The sequence below is a fragment of the Marinobacter sp. GH_1 genome (genome assembly GCF_048595985.1).
GTDB lineage: Bacteria > Pseudomonadota > Gammaproteobacteria > Pseudomonadales > Oleiphilaceae > Marinobacter > Marinobacter shengliensis.
Genome location: NZ_CP184460.1, coordinates 2,437,472 through 2,455,227, shown reverse-complemented (window position 1 = coordinate 2,455,227; position 17,756 = coordinate 2,437,472). Strand labels below are relative to the sequence as shown.

At 51.4% G+C, this 17,756-nt stretch carries 20 protein-coding genes; 3 read left to right on the top strand and 17 right to left on the bottom strand.

Features of this window, described 5'->3' with window-relative positions; all coding sequences use genetic code 11:
- Nucleotides 1–136: 136 nt before the first annotated feature.
- The 6 genes from ACNSOI_RS11185 to ACNSOI_RS11160 all read right to left on the bottom strand — a co-directional run bounded on the left by ACNSOI_RS11185 (nucleotide 137) and on the right by ACNSOI_RS11160 (nucleotide 5,186).
- On the bottom strand, nucleotides 137–1,048 hold the full coding sequence (locus tag ACNSOI_RS11185) for a histone deacetylase (RefSeq protein WP_420194042.1): 912 nt from the start codon (nucleotides 1,046–1,048) through the stop codon (nucleotides 137–139).
- Nucleotides 1,049–1,051: 3 nt separating this feature from the next.
- Nucleotides 1,052–2,050: a serine hydrolase domain-containing protein gene (locus ACNSOI_RS11180; protein WP_420194041.1), complete on the bottom strand. Its 999-nt coding sequence runs from the start codon at nucleotides 2,048–2,050 to the stop codon at nucleotides 1,052–1,054.
- A gap of 104 nt (nucleotides 2,051–2,154) precedes the next feature.
- On the bottom strand, nucleotides 2,155–2,526 hold the full coding sequence (locus ACNSOI_RS11175; protein ID WP_420194040.1) for a hypothetical protein: 372 nt from the start codon (nucleotides 2,524–2,526) through the stop codon (nucleotides 2,155–2,157).
- A 207-nt stretch (nucleotides 2,527–2,733) separates the two neighbouring features.
- Entirely contained in the window at nucleotides 2,734–3,384 is a 651-nt protein-coding gene (locus ACNSOI_RS11170; protein ID WP_420194039.1) for a helix-turn-helix domain-containing protein, read from the bottom strand.
- Nucleotides 3,385–3,499: 115 nt separating this feature from the next.
- A complete protein-coding gene (locus tag ACNSOI_RS11165) occupies nucleotides 3,500–3,958 on the bottom strand; it encodes a carboxymuconolactone decarboxylase family protein (RefSeq protein WP_420194038.1) in 459 nt (152 codons plus the stop codon).
- A 544-nt stretch (nucleotides 3,959–4,502) separates the two neighbouring features.
- A complete protein-coding gene (locus tag ACNSOI_RS11160) occupies nucleotides 4,503–5,186 on the bottom strand; it encodes a DUF899 domain-containing protein (protein ID WP_420194037.1) in 684 nt (227 codons plus the stop codon).
- Between the two features lie 200 nt (nucleotides 5,187–5,386).
- Here ACNSOI_RS11160 and ACNSOI_RS11155 point away from each other — a divergent pair, with 200 nt between their 5' ends.
- Complete coding sequence (locus ACNSOI_RS11155) at nucleotides 5,387–5,770, top strand: DUF2946 domain-containing protein (protein ID WP_413772207.1); 384 nt, start codon at nucleotides 5,387–5,389, stop codon at nucleotides 5,768–5,770.
- A 40-nt stretch (nucleotides 5,771–5,810) separates the two neighbouring features.
- Nucleotides 5,811–7,193 (top strand): PepSY-associated TM helix domain-containing protein, encoded by a 1,383-nt coding sequence (locus ACNSOI_RS11150; protein WP_420194036.1) that lies wholly within the window; start codon nucleotides 5,811–5,813, stop codon nucleotides 7,191–7,193.
- A gap of 145 nt (nucleotides 7,194–7,338) precedes the next feature.
- Here the strand turns inward: ACNSOI_RS11150 and ACNSOI_RS11145 are convergent, their stop codons facing one another.
- The 6 genes from ACNSOI_RS11145 to ACNSOI_RS11120 all read right to left on the bottom strand — a co-directional run bounded on the left by ACNSOI_RS11145 (nucleotide 7,339) and on the right by ACNSOI_RS11120 (nucleotide 12,052).
- The gene (locus ACNSOI_RS11145) at nucleotides 7,339–8,082 is read right to left on the bottom strand and encodes a hypothetical protein (RefSeq protein ID WP_420194035.1); all 744 of its coding nucleotides are present in this window, start codon (nucleotides 8,080–8,082) and stop codon (nucleotides 7,339–7,341) included.
- Nucleotides 8,083–8,222: 140 nt separating this feature from the next.
- Nucleotides 8,223–9,125, bottom strand: a complete 903-nt coding sequence (locus tag ACNSOI_RS11140; protein WP_420194034.1) for a glycosyltransferase — start codon at nucleotides 9,123–9,125, stop codon at nucleotides 8,223–8,225.
- A 73-nt stretch (nucleotides 9,126–9,198) separates the two neighbouring features.
- Nucleotides 9,199–10,092, bottom strand: coding sequence for a class A beta-lactamase (gene bla / locus ACNSOI_RS11135; RefSeq protein WP_420194033.1), 894 nt, complete (start codon nucleotides 10,090–10,092; stop codon nucleotides 9,199–9,201).
- Nucleotides 10,093–10,213: 121 nt separating this feature from the next.
- Nucleotides 10,214–10,939: a hypothetical protein gene (locus ACNSOI_RS11130; RefSeq protein ID WP_286921813.1), complete on the bottom strand. Its 726-nt coding sequence runs from the start codon at nucleotides 10,937–10,939 to the stop codon at nucleotides 10,214–10,216.
- Nucleotides 10,940–11,071: 132 nt separating this feature from the next.
- Nucleotides 11,072–11,458, bottom strand: a complete 387-nt coding sequence (locus tag ACNSOI_RS11125; protein ID WP_286921814.1) for a tautomerase family protein — start codon at nucleotides 11,456–11,458, stop codon at nucleotides 11,072–11,074.
- A gap of 60 nt (nucleotides 11,459–11,518) precedes the next feature.
- On the bottom strand, nucleotides 11,519–12,052 hold the full coding sequence (locus tag ACNSOI_RS11120) for a GNAT family N-acetyltransferase (RefSeq protein WP_420194032.1): 534 nt from the start codon (nucleotides 12,050–12,052) through the stop codon (nucleotides 11,519–11,521).
- A gap of 290 nt (nucleotides 12,053–12,342) precedes the next feature.
- On the opposite strand from ACNSOI_RS11120, the gene ACNSOI_RS11115 reads away from it, so the two are divergent.
- Nucleotides 12,343–12,642 (top strand): hypothetical protein, encoded by a 300-nt coding sequence (locus ACNSOI_RS11115; RefSeq protein WP_420194031.1) that lies wholly within the window; start codon nucleotides 12,343–12,345, stop codon nucleotides 12,640–12,642.
- Between the two features lie 269 nt (nucleotides 12,643–12,911).
- Here ACNSOI_RS11115 and ACNSOI_RS11110 read toward each other — a convergent pair whose 3' ends face one another.
- The 5 genes from ACNSOI_RS11110 to ACNSOI_RS11090 all read right to left on the bottom strand — a co-directional run bounded on the left by ACNSOI_RS11110 (nucleotide 12,912) and on the right by ACNSOI_RS11090 (nucleotide 17,685).
- Nucleotides 12,912–13,118: a KTSC domain-containing protein gene (locus tag ACNSOI_RS11110; RefSeq protein ID WP_420194030.1), complete on the bottom strand. Its 207-nt coding sequence runs from the start codon at nucleotides 13,116–13,118 to the stop codon at nucleotides 12,912–12,914.
- Between the two features lie 100 nt (nucleotides 13,119–13,218).
- Nucleotides 13,219–14,334 (bottom strand): DUF3800 domain-containing protein, encoded by a 1,116-nt coding sequence (locus ACNSOI_RS11105; protein WP_420194029.1) that lies wholly within the window; start codon nucleotides 14,332–14,334, stop codon nucleotides 13,219–13,221.
- A gap of 99 nt (nucleotides 14,335–14,433) precedes the next feature.
- On the bottom strand, nucleotides 14,434–15,693 hold the full coding sequence (locus ACNSOI_RS11100; protein ID WP_420194028.1) for a hypothetical protein: 1,260 nt from the start codon (nucleotides 15,691–15,693) through the stop codon (nucleotides 14,434–14,436).
- 97 nt (nucleotides 15,694–15,790) lie between these two features.
- Nucleotides 15,791–17,143, bottom strand: a complete 1,353-nt coding sequence (locus tag ACNSOI_RS11095) for a nucleotide-binding domain-containing protein (protein ID WP_420194027.1) — start codon at nucleotides 17,141–17,143, stop codon at nucleotides 15,791–15,793.
- Nucleotides 17,144–17,145: 2 nt separating this feature from the next.
- Nucleotides 17,146–17,685, bottom strand: a complete 540-nt coding sequence (locus ACNSOI_RS11090; protein WP_420194026.1) for a Pycsar system effector family protein — start codon at nucleotides 17,683–17,685, stop codon at nucleotides 17,146–17,148.
- Between the last annotated feature and the right edge of the window lie 71 nt (nucleotides 17,686–17,756).

Below are 17,756 nucleotides of genomic sequence, written 5' to 3'. Positions count from 1 at the left end.
GCTCCCGATGGGGCCGGGGAAATGCGACGCGGTGCTCCCTGCGGCTATGAATTCTTGTTATCGTGTTAAACGAACTTTGATGTTAATCATAGGCCAAAGTTCCGCTGGATGGGGTGGAGACTGCATCGCTTCCTCATCAGCTGCCCGTAAATACCCGACAGGCCTCTTCCACCACAATCCCGTGCCGTCTTGCGAGGTTGGCCCGGTTGTCATCATAGCCCCCACCAATCACTGTAGCCACGGGAATACCCCGGCGCTTGAGTTCCCCCAGCACAAGCCGGTCCCGCTGACGAATACCTTGCTCCGATATGTTGAGCTTGCCAAGCGGATCGCCCTCGTACACATCCACACCGGCGTCGTAGAGCACGATGTCTGGCTTGGACAGCGCCAACGCCTGTTTTAGGGTTTCGTGGACAACCGCCAGATAATCTTCATCACCCAAGCCGTCGGGCAGCGCTACGTCCAGGTGGCTCAATTGCTTCTCGAAGGGAAAGTTGCGTTCGCAGTGGATGGAACAGGTGAATGCCCCGGGTGTGTTGGCGAGCAGGGCTGCAGTGCCGTCCCCTTGATGCACATCCACATCGAAGACCAGCACCCTTTTGATGCCTTCTTGCCCAAGCAGCACGTTGGCAGCAATCGCCAGGTCATTGAGGATGCAGAACCCGGAGGCGTAATCGAAATGGGCGTGATGGGTGCCGCCGGCAAGATGGCAGGCAATGCCGTGTTGTAAGGCAAGTTGCGCGGCAAGCACTGTACCGGAGGGCGCCAGAAATGTACGCCGCACCAGGCCGGTGCTCCACGGCAGGTTCACTTGCCGTTGCTCCCGCGCCGTCAGCCGGCCCTGGGCGAAACGGGCCAGGTAGTCCGGGCAATGGGTCTGTGTTAGCCAGCCCTGGCGGCAAGGGGCAGGGCGGAAGCTGTTGCTGCGTGTGAGCAGCCCCGTGGAACGCATATATTCCGCCAGAAGCCCGAACTTTTCCATGGGGAAGCGGTGCTTCTGCGGGAAAGGAAAGCTGTAATCCGGGTGGTGAACAATGGGTATGGTCATTCGTTAAGGCAGTGCCGGAATAATGTGGTCTTCAATTAATTGAAACTGTTGGCGCAGGTAACGGGAACCCGGCGAAGGTGGGGCAGGGTCTGAGGTCATTACCACCGTCAGTTCCAGGGTCGGCACTACATAGAGCACCTGGCCGCCAAAACCGCGCCCGTAATACCCCATCTCACCCGCCATGGGCCGCAGGAACCAGCCGTAGCCATAGGGATCATCGGTGAAGGCAGATTCGCCGCGACCGGTCCAGGATTCAGTTACCCAGTTCTCCGGGAGCAATTCTTGGTCTCCCACACGCCCGTTATTGCGATACAGCTCGCCGACTTTTACCAAATCACGAGGTGAGAGCAGCATGTTGTTACCGCCAAAATAAACCCCTTGCGGGTCTTGGTCCCAGGGCGGGATATCTATGTCCAGAGGTTTCCCCAGCCACTCCCGAGCCAGGGAAAGAGTACTGCGGCCAGCACTTTCTGTTAAAGCTGCAGAGAGCAGGTGGCTGCTGCCTGAGGAATACAGCATGCGCCCGCCTGGCTCATCCACGAACGGCCGGGTGAGCACATGGCTTACCCAGTTGTTACTGGCCACCCAGGGCCCATAGTTAGCCCCAGAGGTACGCTGCAGACCTGCCTGTAAAGACAGCAGGTGCCCGAGGGTAATGCGCTCAATACCCTCGGTAGCCGATGCAGGTACCCGGTTGCCCAGAGTTTCTACCACAGGCTGATTGGTTCCCTCGAGTACATCGTTTTTGATACCCATACCCACCAGCGCAGCCAACACCGTTTTAGACAAAGACTTGATGTTGACGGGTGTATCCAGGCCCTGGCCCCGTAAATCCAGTGCCAGAATTTCTTCACCCTTGTGGGCAACAATCAGGGTGTGCAGGCGGTCAAGTTGTGCGGCTTCCTGCTCGACCTCGGCTTGCCAATCTGTGGGCTGTGCGTAGGAAAGTGAGGGGATAGCGAGGATCAGAAACGTTCGAGCCCACCTGGATAACCTCTGCATAGCGTTGGGATACCCTTCGTTGATGTAAACGTGAAAATCATTGCTGGATAACGACTTTACGCTACAAGATTAGAAGGGGCTCACTTCCGCTAATCGATTTCGCCTCAGGAATCGCCCACTTCGACCAATCTCACCGCAACACCACTGAGTTGCGAGCCTTGCTGGCCCTCATGATGTGAACCGAAAAGGTTGATCCACTGGTCGCCGCTTAGCAACACTTCTCCGCTACCGGTGCTGCTCTGATTTCCTGCCGCATAACGGCCGGCAAAGCTGAAGGCGAAAGCGCCAGGGGATTCCGGCAGTGGCGTTAACTTGAAGCCAATCGTCAGTTCCGGTGAAGACGCGTACCCCCGGCCTTCATCGGCAAGACCTACCCGCAAGAGGTGAGAACGTTCCAGAAATTCCGTGCGCAGTTCCGAAGGGCTGCCATCGGGCTCTGTCGCCTGGCATTCGCAATAGCGAATCTCCAAAATCATCGAACTGCTATCTAGGAAGTGTTCGGGAGCTGGGCCGCCGGCATGTGTAAATCCGGGAAACAGTACCAGTGCGGTAAGGCCAAGTAGAGTGAAGACGGATGACGCGATCCTTTGCATGATTGAACTCCATATGGTGATTACCCAGAAACACCCAAGTTATTCTGTTTTGAATCCCAACTCAAGGTCGCCTGGTCTCTTAGCTATACCTCACACCTTCCCGGGCGTAATGCGTGCGATGGCACGGAACTCCCTCGTCATATGAGCTTGATCACTAAAGCCAAACTGATGGGCAACCTCTGCAAGGTTTGCCCGGCTGTGCTCGCGGATGTAGTCGATGGCTCGTTTCACTCGCAGGATGCGCTGGTACTGCTTGGGTGTCATTTCCATCCAGTGTTTGAAAAGCCGCTCCACATGCCGCTGGCTGACGCTGATTTGTTCGTTAAGCACCCCCGGTGTTGCGTTTTCGTTGAAGTTATCCAGTGCCTGCTTCAACGGCCCGGGGATGGTCTTTGTGAGACGGAAATGCCTGCTCAGCCATCGTTGCAGAGTGTTCACCCGGCTTACGTTGTCATGGTCTGACTTGAGGTTGGAGTAGAGCTGGCTAAGGCCGGGTAGATGCGCTGGGTCTGCGGTCAGGGCCGTGGGCTCGTCAAAGTGTTGCCCGATTACCGCATAGCCAATCGCGGGTTGAAACCGAATACCCGCGAGCTGCGATTTGGGAAACAGGGAAACATTCTCTGATACCTTCTCAACCGGTAGCAGGATGACACCCTCCGGAATGGGGGTGTCGCCGATCTTCACGTCACCCGCCAGACTAAACCAGATGCTGCTGCACGCCTCAGAATGCAGTAACTTCACCACCGGCTCGTTTGCCAGCCCGGATACCGACGCTGACCAAATCCCTTGCACAAACGCCGACAGCTGTCCTGATGGGCAGGACAGCTGAAAGTCGAACGCTGGTCTGGAAAGGCTATTATGGTTTATAGCTGCCTACCTCTGGCTTGAAGGTTTTGGAAATCCGGTTCCAACTGTTGATGGCGTTAACCGCGATGGTTAAATCCACCAGAGCCTGCTCACCCAAAGCTTTCACTACATCCTGGTATTTCTGGTCGTCTACCGGTTTGCCATAGGTAAGATGCTCCGCCCAATCAAGCGCAGCTCGCTCTATGGGAGAATAGAAAGGCATGTCATGCCAGGCACTCAAGCCCATAATACGCTCCGGGATTTCACCCTGCGCGGTGGCATCTTTGCTGTGCATGTCGATGCAGAAGGCGCACTGATTGATTTGCGACACCCTTAGCTTTACCAGATCCCAAGCAGCCGTGCTGAGGGTGTCTGACGCTCGAAACTGCTCCCTCAAATACGCTTCCTGATCCATCAGAATCTGCATGGCTTTCGGCGCCAGGCCGATGTAATTCGCGCGTGCCGTCATGATCCATGTCCTCCAATTGTTGTGGAGTTACACGGTAATAAATGGCCCGGGATCGGTATTGAAGATTTTCGACACTAGCGATGATCTCAGGTAATGCTACCCGTTTTAATGAAGGCTTATGGCACCTCTTTTTCAGCTCCGTACACCGCATGGGGCTTCGGGAAGTTTGCCGGCCAATGTTACTTGCCAAGCTAAAGCTTCATCCCGGGATTCGAATGCCCGTTGAATACTTCCCGTTGAAATTGGCGCCCTTATGGATGCCCTCGCAAACTCACGACTGCCAACCATGATGCGGAGAATGGTTCCGACATTGGCTTCCATGTAAGCCTCAAAACTCCTGGATCCAACCGCTGTCAATTTGATGTAAACCGGCCAACCGAGAGCTGTCTGTTCACCAACTGCAGAGGTTTCCACGAACGACGAGCACAAATAAAAGTGCTGTTCAGTCTCGGCCATTCCAATGGAAGGTAGAGCCCCCAGGATAAAAACGATCAATGTCACTATGGCCATTACCTGACACCGGTATCCTGTTTGCCGTGCATCCTCACAAGTCGTATTCATCGTGACGACGATTCCACACATACGGCTTTGTCTGTGGCCAACCTTCCGGCGAATCCTCCCAGGTTTCCTGGCGACCATAAGGCGTCAAATCCAGGTACGTCCAGAGACTACCCAGGTACTCAACGCCACGGGCACCCGTAAAGTAAGTACGGTATACATCATTCCCGTCACGAAGGAATACGCTTGCGCCGTGCCTTTCTCCGTCTGCTGTCGTTACGCCAAAATCATAGTTGAAGCTACTTTTGAAAGACGAGTACCAGGGTATCGACCAGCCCATACGCTTTTTGTACTGCGCAAGCTTCTCGTAAGGTGCGCGTGACACCATCACAAGCGACGTATCGCGGGCATGCAAATGGGCAGGGTGGGTCATGGCGTCGGCGAGCCAGGAGCATCCGTCGCAACCGGCCTTCCAGTCGGGTGCGAACATAAAATGATAAACAATGAGCTGGCGGCGCCCGCCGAACAGGTCGAGAAAAGACACACTGCCTTCTTCGCCCTGGAACAGGTAATCATTCTTTACCTTAACCATCGGCAGTCTCCGGCGTTCAGCGCTCAAGGCATCCCGCGCTCTAGTGGCCTCTTTTTCTTTAATCAACAGTTGGTTGAGCGCTTTTTCCCATTCTTCATTCGAAACAATTGGCGGTAATGGTTGTTTGGCGTCCGGCATATTAAGGTCCCTCTTGCTGGATGAGCCTGCCCCCACAACCTGGCGGTTGCCCGCTGGCGACCAAGCACTGAAAGGAAGTAGGCCTGATGAACCTTTACCATAGCACCCGCCGCCATTACTGTGGAAATGCATGTTCTGCTGGAACCGGCTTTGAGCCTTGCTAGAATAGTTAGCCATTCACATTGGTAAACGGGTGACATTTGACAGCACAACGCCACAATCGATGGCCTGCATGGATTGCTTTATTGTCCATGGTGCTGATCTATTTAGGTCCCCTGCTTACTCAAGCGCAGTCAGGACAGCACGAAGCGCCCAATGCTCACTCCGGCCACCACGGCCACCACAACAGTTCGCCGCCGTCAGAAGAAACTGATCATTCCGACCCGCTACAGCATCTGGCCCACGGAGAGTGTGGCTACTGCGTGCTCCTCAGCAAGTTACCTGCGCTGTCTCAGCAGAGTACATCAGTATCTACCGGGAGTATTGCCAGTCCCCATGCTGTCCTGGGTCGCCTGAATTCGTTTCCCCGTGGAATCCCTCGTTTCCTGAACGCGCCGGTACGCGCACCACCGATCATGGTCTGAACGTTACACATTCCCTTAAAACTCTGTATTGAGGAAGACCATGAACGACTCCCCTTCCACCGGCGCACCGCGCTGGGGTTATGCTTTGCTTTTGCGTCTACATTTCTACGCGGGCCTTCTTGTTGGGCCGTTTATTTTTGTGGCAGCGCTCTCCGGCGCGTTGTTTGCGATGACACCCCAGATAGAGAACTGGCTTTATCAAACTGAATTGACCACCAACACCACCGGTAACCCTCAGCCCCTGGCCGATCAGATTACCGCGGCCCGGGCGCATATAGGCGCCGACGCCACCCTGGCTGCCGTTCGACCTGCACCTGCGGAAGGGCAGACCACACGGGTTATGTTTCTGGTTGACGGCCTTCAGCCCTTTGAACACAAAGCGGTGTTTGTTGACCCGGTCAACCTGGGTATCCATGGCGAACTGGTGGTCTATGGAACGAGCGGCACGCTGCCTTTTCGCATCTGGATTGACTACGTCCACCGACACTTACACCTCGGAGAACCCGGCAGGTATTACAGTGAGCTGGCTGCGTCTTGGCTGTGGCTTGTGGCACTGGGCGGACTGGCGCTGTGGTGGCGAAGGCGTTCAGTGGTTAAAAACGGACAGATCACCAGGAACAGCAGCCTACGCAACTGGCACAGCCGGATTGGACTGGTGTTATTGGTCGCATTCCTGTTCTTTTCTGTTACCGGGCTTACCTGGTCGAAATGGGCCGGCGCCAACATAGCCGAGCTACGCACCCAGCTGGATTGGGCCACACCAGGACTGGATACCCAGCTTGACGCGGTTTCCAGCGAGGTGAGCCACTCCCACGGTGAACACGCAGGGCACGAGGTGGCGGGGCCGGTGCCGGGCAGTGGTGATAACGCCTCCACTTACGATGCCGTACTGGAGCGCGCGCGAAGAGCAGGGATTGACGCCAGCATTCTCGAAATCCGGCCGGGCACTACCCCGGAGCGGGCTTGGGTCGTCAGGGAAATTGATCGTAGCTGGCCAACCCAGGTGGATATGGTGGCTGTTGATCCCCGATCGATGGCCGTGACTGATCAGGTGAAATTCGAGAACTTTCCGCTGGCCGCGAAACTCACACGATGGGGCATTGATGCCCACATGGGGATTCTTTTTGGACTACCAAACCAATTACTTGTGGCTGCCTGTGCGCTGGGTTTGTGTGTGCTGATCGTACTGGGTTATCGCATGTGGTGGCTGCGCCGCCCCGCACGCACCGCCCATACCAGGCCAAACCCACGGCGGGTATTCGCTGAACTCAGAAAGGCATCGCCACTGGCGCTCGTAACCATGGCAGGTATCGCAGTCGCCCTGGGGCTGTTTGCTCCTGTAATGGGCGTTAGTCTGCTGGTTTTCCTGATGGTTGATGCAATCCTGAGCCTGACCGGTTCAGCGACGAAGTCAGCGAGTTGATCCTCACGGTGGCGCGACAACCGCGCCACCGTTATTCCGAGCCAATGAGTTGTGCAATGATCAATCGCTGCCATTCAGCCCGTCGTCATCACAGAATCCGCATAGATCGATACGGTTCCTCTGCCTGCCGGAACCGTTAACTTCATCACCCCTTCTTGAGTCTTTTGGGCCTGATACGCCTGAGCTTCTCTTGATTACTTTCAGTCCTTGAATGCTGCAGGATTGTTGTCAACATTCCGCGCAACTCTCGAACGGCTTTATAAATGGAATTGCCGCCGCCCCAAATGGACTTCACAGCCTTGAATAGGACCCAAGCGCTTGGGTCGCTTGGTGCGGCGGTGATTGCCGCCGTGATATCCAATATGACGGTTGCGGCTCCAATACAGCCAGCAGCCACTTGTTTGAGAATACGGTGATCCGCAACTATCGTTGCCACCTCGGCTGAGTTCGCGATCTCGCAAACCACATTGCGGAGCTGTCGTAGTGGCTCCAGTGCATCATCAATTCCGAGTGATTGCGGATGGTCGAGGGCGTTTTCCCCATTGGAGGCTTCGAATGAAAGTGCATCAATAGTTCCTGAAACGAGATGTTCCGGAACTTGAAGGCGAATGAGTGTCGCGTGATGATCCGCGAGATATTTTGATAGCTTCTCGACTGAATGACTTAGTTTCACACCGTCGATCGTGCGAACCAATCGATGGAGCGGCGAATCCCTTTGTTCAAGTTGGGATACGATGAAAGTCAGAGTTTCACAGAGGTGTCGGAACTGTTCGGCCGCTACTTCAATGCTTGGTTCGCTGTCACTGTCGCTAAGTTCAGTGTCTAATGCGCGCGCACCTTCTAGAAGTTCTGTTGCTCGTTCGTTGAGAAGGTCAATAACGCTGTCCATTATCAATCCTTGATCAGATATTTTGTGGTGGTCAATCTCCGCGCTAGTGGCAAACTTAACTATAGAAGGTGATTGCGATTCGTGGGCATTTCATGGTCATTCCTTTTTTTGATGAATGCCAGTCTCAGAGGCTACCAATGTCAGTCTTGTCTCGCACCACGGCGGGGAAATATCACCCGATAAACCGCGCGCCATACCACCGAATCCAGGGGAGCATACCGCAACGCCTGAGCAACTGCGCCCCAGGCCGTCGCAGAGTCTCCTACTGATGCAAAATGACGGGCTTTCCGGCAATAGAAGCGTGCCAGACCCCAGCGGATGTCACCGGGTTCGAGCGTGCTTCCGTACTCCTCGATAAAATCACGAATGATCGCTTCGTTGGCAGCAAATCGGCGTTTTTTGTCGCTGGAAATTTGATCTGCCATCACCCGGTAATAGCCCCAATACTCGGGTACATAATGGAACGTAAACCGGGCCGAAAAACGCAGCCAGATGTCGTAATCGTCGGCAACGCCGTAACGGCCGGAAAACCCGCCCATGGTATCGAAACATTCCCGCCGCGCCATGACCGTGTTGATGCTCACGCTGTTGTCCACCAGCATCTGCCGGGCAATCCGCCCGGAGTAACGGCGCATATTCTTGCGGGACAACTCGCGGCCCTGTTCATCGATCATGATTTCATCACTGTGAAGCACGTCCACCTCCGGGTGAGCCCCCATCAGCGCCACTTGCCGCTCCAGCTTCTCTGGAACCCACAGGTCATCAGAATCGAGAAAACATATTAGCTCTCCCTGGGCGTACTGAAGCGCCAGATTCCGGGCAATGCTCTGGCCCTGGTTCTCCTGAAAATGGTAGTGGATGCGGTCATCATCCAGGTAACTGGCCAGACTCTCGCTGGTGCCATCCTGGGAGCCATCATCAACGATGATCAGCTCCCAGTGGGGATATGACTGGGCCAACACAGACTCTACCGCTTGCGTGATGGTGCGCTCACGGTTGAAGGTGGGGGTGAGGATGCTGACCAGGGGTTCCTGAGTAGCCACAATGGGTCCTTTCTTGTGCCAATAAACGTCGGTGCCGCGTAGAAACGAGGTATAACGGACGTTACTCGATACTCTACTGGCGTGCGTTGACCGTCAACACGATTGCTTCACCTATCTCAGCAATTGCCGCATTCCGCTCTTCGAAGGAAGCCTCCGTCTGAGTCAGATACAGCGCCACAATGATAGGTTGGCGCTCAGGTGGCCAGATGACGGCCGTAATAGACCTCGACCCGAAACCTCCCGCCCCGGTTCGATCTGCGACAGTCCAGCCCTCTGGTACAGCAGCCCGAAAAAGCCCGTCCGCAACCTGGTTGCCCTCGAGCCAATCACGCAGTTGCTCTCTGGACGGTTCGGATAAGGCATCACCCAATAGCAAGGTTTGAAGGTTCCTGACCATTGCATTTGGCGTTGTGGTGTCCCGGTTATCGCCTGGTAACGCTTCATTCAGTTCCGTTTCCCAGCGGTCGAGACGCGTTACATCGTCTCCCAAATGCCTCGCAAACGAGGTTACTGCTTCTGGCCCGCCCAATTCTCGTAAAACCAGATTTGCGGCCGTATTATCGCTCGTTGTCAGTGTGGCCTCGCAAAGATCTGACAGGGTCATCGCCTCACCACCAGCGTGCTTCTCCGTGATGGGCGAGTAGGACACGAGATCGGATTCTGAAACATGCACCTTTCTGCCGAGGTTCGCCTGTCCCGTATCGACCCGATGGAGCAGGGAGGCACAAGCCAGGGTTTTAAACGTGCTGGACATCGCAAAACGCTGATCAGCGCGATATTCCCACCTCTGGCCCGACTCCAGGTCATAAGCAGCAAAGCCAACATGGGCCTCCAGGTCGTCAGCGACTTTCTCGACTGTTTTAATCAGGGCGTTATGTTGGTCAGCAGCGGCAACTGAGGTGAACAGGGTAAGTAAAGTAGCTGCGATAAGCGTATGAAATTTCATCAACGGTTCAACCTTCATCATAGGCTATGCGTGTCCACTGAAGTGGGGGAAGTTCAATCGGTTTACCAATCGGTTGTTATGAATTCCTTTTCCTATCGCCGGTTTTTTGTTAATTAAGTGGAGTTGTCGATGCGCGCCCAGTTTATTGGGTGTATAAGTCTGGATTTGGATGGGGTTCTTGATCAGGCACAGTGATCCCTGTTGCCGTCCAATATACTACCTCGCTATCTAACGGTTTATCATTCCTTATTTGGTTTTCGTTCTGGCTATAACGAAAACCATTACCGCAAAACGCTGTGAAGGAATTTCCATTGACTAGGTACATATCTGCGCTGACAACCGTATCACATCTGCCAGTATCCAAGACCTTTTTAGCTAGAGTAGCTCTCAAGGAAAAATATTCATCATACCAATCTTTATAGTATTTTCTGGCCTTAGACCCTGGCTCGTCTTTCAGTATTACACGAGATGCAATTCTTTGATTGTAATCATTTCTGGATAAGCTGGCCTCGGGTATCAACTTAGAATTGGCTACGACTTTTTTTCTGCCGAAGCCGTTTCGAAAATTTAGTTGTATGACATTGCTCGAAGATCCGTTGTCCGATATTTTATATACCACTCCAAGATTATGAAGACTGCCAGCTAAGCCTTCACCAGTATAAATGTACTTTTCATTTAGGTTTAATTTGTATTTCTCCACTAGATTATCAATTCTTCCTAGCCGAGCCATCCTATTCTCTGGGGACTCGGTTTCTTTTATAGCCATAATTATTGGCATAGCTTTGATGTTTTCTTCAGCTGATACAGCTAAACCAAAACCTTGCAGGAAGGTAAAGGTCATACCGATTATTAAACTGATCCTTGTCATGCAGTCCTCTCCGTTAAATTGGCTGACGAAACTCCGATAAGTAAAATCAACGCAGTCCCATTTTCGCCTGTCAACACGCGCCACTACTGGCGGTGAAGCCTTACTAGCAATGACGTCACGTTGACAACATTGTTACACATTGACCGAGTACTTAAGGTCACGCACCTCGTCTCCAGTCATGCCCCGAAAGCCCCAACAGTGGGGCGGTTGTTCCTTGATCGTGATCTCAACATCCACGGGTGAGATGCCAGTCAGGGACTCAATCTTGCTGAAGAGCTCCTTGATCAGAGCTTTCTGGGTCTCGGGCGTTCGGCCCTGCATCATATTAATCTCGATGGCCGTGTAGGCGGGCGTCCGGCCCCCGGGGTAATAAAAGTCCTCGGGTTCCATGGGGATAAAACGATGAGCCCGCTTGTCTTCCGGCATACCGAGTACGGACTGCATACATCCGTGAATAACCTCGGAGAGCTGAGCCTTGATCGGATTAAGATGTTCTTTGATTCCATAGATGACTATCACGATGCCTCCTGCAATGTTTACGGATGTCCTTATCTCCCAAAACCAGTGGTAATGGGCGCACTACAACAATTTGTTGTGCAATGCCCAATCTTCGCATGTCATTCGATACACCCGCACCAGTCGGTTATGAAACTCTTGAAGCGCGTAGTCTCCGAACCCAACCTTCTCCGTTACCCTAACGGAGGCTGTATGCTCCGGCTCGATAATAACAATGACCGACTCACAGTGTTTTTGCTGGAAAGCATACCGGAGAACACCTTTGACAGCCTCTGTCGCATACCCATGATGCCAGAACCTGCGCGCCAGGCGATAATCCAGATTGATTTCTTCAACTTCGCCAACCAACTCCGGCCCAACGCCACAGAAGCCGATAAATTCGCCTGATTCTTTCTCATACAGAGCCCATGGCCCGATTCCATGAGAGGCGTAACACTCAAGGCACCAATCAACGAACTTTCGGGTAGCTTCTTCGTCGCAAACTCCACGAACGGAAAACTTCATGACCTCCGGGTCACTGAGCATTGCGGTGAGCACCGGAACGTCTTGGTGGGATAGCTTCCTTGCAAGCAATCTCTCTGTTTCAAACAATGGCACTGATTTTTCCCTGTGCAGTCTCGTGGGGCCGGCGTTTGTTCTCGATGGGGGCAACTCGCACGTGATAAGTGGGAGACACCAGCCCATAATGCTCGAAAACCCGATCTCGATGAACATGGAGGCCCAATCTGCGCCGGAATGAGCGTAATCGAGCTTTTCATGGAATTGCCGTTACTTGCGAGCCAGATGCCGGATTCAGAAGGACATTTCTATTACGCTGATCCCTCTGAAGTTGGAAATGAGCGACGGCGCAAGCTTGCCGAGGAGCTTTATCGGGTGGGAGTACGGTAATGAATGCATTGATGCTGCGCAAAGCTCTGTATCCGGCGGCGTTACTGCTAATTACGACCGTGCAACCGTGGATCTTTTATATCTTCAGTCGGTTCATTGTTGCTGGGGAGGGTGTCGGGGTTTACGCAGTATTTTTGTACGTGATTGTTTTGGTTGTCAGTGCATTGTTATGGGCTGCGTCATATTACTATCAGCGGGGGAGGGCAAAGGCTGTGGTGTTTTGGGGCATCGCTTTGGCCCTGATGCCTATAATATTGGTTCAGCCAGTATGGTGGTCTGCGCCGATGATTGGGAATTAGAGGGGCTTTTCAGCTGGCCAACTACACTGACACATAGGGTGGCATCACCGGAAAAGGCCCCTGGCGCAGCTTGAAGACGCCGGGTATTCAGCAGGCACTGTCCAATGAGTACCTGAAAGCCGAGGGACTGGCATCACTGCGCGACGGATGGATCAAGCTTCACCATTCCCGGTGAAATGCCCTGTGCGGAGCCGCATGCAGGGTGTTGTGGGGGCTGGGGGGGGGGGGGGAGGTACCCCCGGCTACCCGATTAAAACCATCTCACGCTCTCAGCATTGGTAACGATCCCTGATATATCGATGGTAGTAGCTGCCGACAGAGCCCGCACCGACGAAATCTCTGAACACTCGCTCCGGAACCCTGCAAAAGGTGTATTGGGGAGTGCTGTCATGGAAGTCAATATACATACGCTGAGTCGCAGAATCATACCCGACTCTGCTAATTGCCTCTGAGCGAACATGAACCCATTCAACCATCGCAATAATCCTCTTCTGTTAGTCTATTTGCACTAGCACTCGGAATGTTAAAGTGGCATTGGGTCAGGTTGGACTTCCCCCGATGCATTGGTTATGGCGGTCAGATCTTGAAAAGGGTTGTGACATCAATTCCATCTATCTCTTCTTCACCAAGCTGGAGATCTAGCGCGTGAATTACCCTGTCAGCCATCTCGTCTTTGTGGTTTTTATCACCAGTGTGGTTAAGCTTTCGGTTAATCGCGCCTGCGATAAGATCGGCAAGCTGAACCATAGGGCTTTTTCGAGAAGAAACTGATTCCAGCGTGCCCACCACCATCTCACTACCAAGCCTGTCTTCAAAATGAGAGTTAACCCGGCGTTTCAATTCAGCGAGTGTAATTGCATCTAAAGATTGCTCCTCGTCCAAAGTGACGTTTATAGTCTGAGGAGGGCTAACGCGATGATGTTCGATCTCGTGTTTGACGCCGTTAATGAGCATATGCTCATGGAGCTTCTCTACCACATCTTCAATTTTTCGCTTTGTGCGACTGCGTTCTACGGCGATCGCCTTAAAACTTAGGAACTCACGATTTGCCTGGATTATGTTCAGGTATTCGGCAAGCGTGTCACTGTCTCTTCTGCCAAATTTTGTGAAGTGGATTTCTCTGTTGGCCCATAGGGATGAGCGTTGCCAGTCTAAGATGCTTTTGCTTATTGTATAGACAGCTCGCCCGGTAAGAACCCAGACTGAGGCGACAACGACATAATTTTGATTCTTACCGGTTTCGTCAGCAAAGACGGTGACAACCTTTCGAGGGCTAGCGTCTTTCAGGACCTCATCCTGCATTTCCACTTCACGCTTTTTGCGGAATTTTTTCACGGGCGAGTCAGAAGTGAATAGCCCATATTCATTTTGTATTTTCGCTCTCGCCCGCACTATGTAGTGCAACCTTTCCAGTTTAAAAAGGTCTTTGGGAAGAATGCCCGATTCGTTATAGATATCAGGCTGAAAGGTTTCCCAGTATTTTATTGATAGGGTAATGTCGCTGTTGCGGGCCTGCGGATACAGATTCAAGATGTAGGCGACTTTTGTCTTTAGCGTAGAGAAGTCGCCTCCGGCCAACGATGCCAAAAGCTCTTTCTTTTCTTTTTCTAGCTTCGCCAGCTTTGCTTCTCGCTCAGCCTGTTCCTCCTCGCTGAGCAGATCGGTTTCTTCTTCGTTCTCTTCTTCCCTCATGCCTGCACCTCTATTTGACTACGATGACCTATAACGCAGAGCGCTCCGGTGGCTTTCCAGAGCAGAGCGGCGTAAAGGACATCCGAGTGACGCGTATTGTTAGCTCTCGTCTTCACTAGTGCCACCCTTCTGTTTCTCCCACATCGCTAAGATTGGTTGAATTGCGTTCATGTTTTGAGCATCAACCACGGCTTCATCTCCAAACGAAATATCGCCATCCTTTCGGAAAAACGGCGTCATGAAACAATAGGCTTCACCTTGAATTGTTGCACCGGCAAGCATGAGACCCTCTTGTCGCGATGGCGCGTCGGCGGCTCCACGATAGGGATTATCTGGATCAAACGGGGCACTCCAGGCTTCAGATACCATAATGAAAGCATCCGCTCCAATTCTTTCCATCGTGGAAGCGAGGTTTCTCATGGTTACGTATTTATCCGCTTGATCCTCATTTCTAATTTCGATCAGCTGCGCGATTTTGTTTTGGACAAAGATCATCGCGAGGTGAACGTGGTAACCATCCTTTCGTAGGACAGCTTTTGCCTGCTCAAATATGAACTCACATTGACCTTTAAACGACCGCTCTGAAAATTTCCCACTGGCATCCATTGAACGAAATAGAGGCGTGTCACCGTATTTTTCCTGCAACGCAGCGCGCTTATCATTATCCATTGAAACGCTTTCTGAACTAATCACAGCCGGCTCTAGCGTTTCCCCGCTTACCTTCATCAAGATGACCCGGATTTGGAGATGTTCGTGCATACATGGCGGCAACTTTGGCTTGCGTTGTTCCCGACCAGGGGGAAAATCGGAATTCGGTGCGTCGAACAGCAGTTCGGAAACTGCCGACCAGCATTCGCTCAGCAATTCACCCAACTCATGGTCGGGGTAATTCTTGTCGACCCAACGACGCTGGAGTTTGACGTAAGAGTTTTCAAAGACTTCAACGGGGAGCCCCAGGGAAACGGTCTTTGAATAGATTTCAGCGTTCGTTAAGTTCGGGTTGTAATCTTCCTCGAAAATAGCGACTTCGCCAGCCAGGTACGATCCGATGACTTCAATTCGCAGTTTGCTGAGTAGCTCTAGATCCCCCCTTTTTACTATGTAGTTACGCGCATCTACGAGCCAGCGCAACGAGGGATTCGCGCGCATTTTTTCCTGCCAAGGGCCGTACCACGCATCAAAGCCTGGAATTTCCCGTTTATTTGCCTGCAGCACGAACGTGACATTTCTCAGTTCTTGGATGCAGGAATTAACCGCCATTCGAAAGTTATTGGGTTCGAAATAGTCGTTTATCGCTTTATGCCAATGCGCCTTCGCGTCAAATAGCCTTCGAAACGCCGGTTTCATTGCATCATTCATGCTTCAACACCACGCAAGAGAGCTAACTTCCTCGTAACACCGGAAAATTTGTCGCGTAGTAAAAAATTGTTCCGCGTGCTTGCGATTTTTATATCAATCACTTAATCATTACTCCAATCCAGTCACGAAATAACAGCACCCCATCGGGGTCATACACTTCACATTTCATCGTATGGAGGCCTCGATATAGTGTCGACTCCAGTATCTCGACCGTGGATATGGGGGGGGAAGACCGATTATATTTGCTTACCTTTTCTTTTTGTAGATATCTTACAACCCCCTCTTGCTCAACGTCCCTTTCATCCTCAGGCGTTCTCGGACCGTGGTTTGTTTTCCTAAATACTACTTTAAGTGGAAACTTTATTCTGTTGTTTGTTCTTGAACGAACCACGAAAGATAAAGAAATATATGGCTCTAAAAACCTCGAGGCAGATATATATTCCTGTTTATTTCCACTCTCTATAGAGTAACATTTGTAATCTATTTCCCCATGAGCCTTTACGGATCCACTACAAATATTCTCTCTAAAGCCTCTTGGAAGAGCAGAGAACTCTAAACTTCTATCGTAAGATAACTGTCTCATTTTGTAATTCAGAGGATTACCCTCAGCATCGGTAATGTTTGGACTTACTACTGGCAGACTCTCTTTCTCACCTCCACGATTACGAGTTTTTATCTTAGAATATTTTTCTGGCCAGTAGACAAAATCCAACAAACCCTGGCCAAGCATTGTTTGATTCTTTCCTGCCAACCCTTGGAGCTTGGACGCCATGTCGACCGGAAGTCCAGTCGCCGAAACCTCACCTACATTCCTGTACCCAAAACTTCCCCATAAGACTTCTTCATCATCTCCGAAATCGCAGCCCACCCTAAAGCCGAAATCTTTCGCATCCAAACCTTTTCTTTCCATCCAAGGTTTAATGCTGCCTTCTAGGATTGCCCGTAAAGTTATTGAACAGTTAATTGCATCTGCAACAGCATCTTCTTTTTCTGTAGACCTGCCGCCAAAAAATGCCATAACGGCGTCACCCATCAATCTATGTATATGTCCATCAAACGACCTAATGATTTCAACGCATGTTTGAATTACCGCATTTTTAAATTGGTAGACAAACTCCAATGGATACAGAAGCGACAGCCTTGTTGAACCCTTAATATCAACAAAAATCGTGCAGGCATAATGTTTCTGCGTAGTCTTTGTGCCCTCAAGAGATATAAAATCTGGATGAGTTCCAATTGGAGAATTATTTACTGCGGGTTTGCCAAAAATTGGTCTAATCTTCGATTGAACAAGAAATTCTTCTTGCGGTCCAGAAGGTAGGTCAGAGAAGTTTTCATTTATTTGCTTCGAGTCCAATGCCTCCATAGACTCTGACTTGGCAACAGCTATGTTGGGACGATTTACAACAGCCTCGAACATTTGATCGAACGTATTCTCAAAGCTATCCATACTCAGCTAGCCCCATTCAATATCAATAATAACAACGAAACAGCAAGCATTGGCATCACACCGTAAATAGCAATGTTCACTGAGATTTTCAATACTCTAAACTTCTCACTTACAACTTCTGCAACCATAAAGGTCTGATTAGATAGATCCTCTATAATTTCCTCAGGGGTTGCCTCTTTGATTTTCTTAACATATCCATCAGCTCCGTTATCAGTCGCAAGAACATCATCAAAGAAGATCATGGAGGTAAAATTTTTGTCTGTTTTGGTATTTGGGAAAACCACCCGGAGCAGGTTTACTGCTGTTAATATTGATAAAAATATTGTGAGTAAAGAAGATGCAGAGGCGAGGTGGTACAAATAATTACAATCAGGCTTGGAGGGTTCTGTGAGAATTATTCGTATCGATAAACCAAGTATGATCGCAGCAATGAACGACATCAGCAGGCCGACCTTAAAGTTGGTAGTCCCGATATAGTGGTCATACCTCTTCATGACGTCGAATAAAAACGAGCGCTTGTTCTCAAAATTGTCTTCTTTCAAGTCGTTCCCCCTGGTCTATGGTGAGCAAGGATATAACAGCGTATTAGATCGCAGCCTTCATTATTGCGATT

Coding starts and splice junctions, on each gene's coding strand:
- ACNSOI_RS11185 (WP_420194042.1), bottom strand. CDS start 1,048: ATGACCATACCCATTGTTCACCACCCGGATTACAGCTTTCCTTTCCCG.
- ACNSOI_RS11180 (WP_420194041.1), bottom strand. CDS start 2,050: ATGCAGAGGTTATCCAGGTGGGCTCGAACGTTTCTGATCCTCGCTATC.
- ACNSOI_RS11175 (WP_420194040.1), bottom strand. CDS start 2,526: ATGATTTTGGAGATTCGCTATTGCGAATGCCAGGCGACAGAGCCCGAT.
- ACNSOI_RS11165 (WP_420194038.1), bottom strand. CDS start 3,958: ATGACGGCACGCGCGAATTACATCGGCCTGGCGCCGAAAGCCATGCAG.
- ACNSOI_RS11160 (WP_420194037.1), bottom strand. CDS start 5,186: ATGCCGGACGCCAAACAACCATTACCGCCAATTGTTTCGAATGAAGAA.
- ACNSOI_RS11150 (WP_420194036.1), top strand. CDS start 5,811: ATGAACGACTCCCCTTCCACCGGCGCACCGCGCTGGGGTTATGCTTTG.
- ACNSOI_RS11145 (WP_420194035.1), bottom strand. CDS start 8,082: ATGGACAGCGTTATTGACCTTCTCAACGAACGAGCAACAGAACTTCTA.
- bla (WP_420194033.1), bottom strand. CDS start 10,092: ATGATGAAGGTTGAACCGTTGATGAAATTTCATACGCTTATCGCAGCT.
- ACNSOI_RS11130 (WP_286921813.1), bottom strand. CDS start 10,939: ATGACAAGGATCAGTTTAATAATCGGTATGACCTTTACCTTCCTGCAA.
- ACNSOI_RS11115 (WP_420194031.1), top strand. CDS start 12,343: ATGAATGCATTGATGCTGCGCAAAGCTCTGTATCCGGCGGCGTTACTG.
- ACNSOI_RS11110 (WP_420194030.1), bottom strand. CDS start 13,118: ATGGTTGAATGGGTTCATGTTCGCTCAGAGGCAATTAGCAGAGTCGGG.
- ACNSOI_RS11105 (WP_420194029.1), bottom strand. CDS start 14,334: ATGAGGGAAGAAGAGAACGAAGAAGAAACCGATCTGCTCAGCGAGGAG.
- ACNSOI_RS11100 (WP_420194028.1), bottom strand. CDS start 15,693: ATGAATGATGCAATGAAACCGGCGTTTCGAAGGCTATTTGACGCGAAG.
- ACNSOI_RS11095 (WP_420194027.1), bottom strand. CDS start 17,143: ATGGATAGCTTTGAGAATACGTTCGATCAAATGTTCGAGGCTGTTGTA.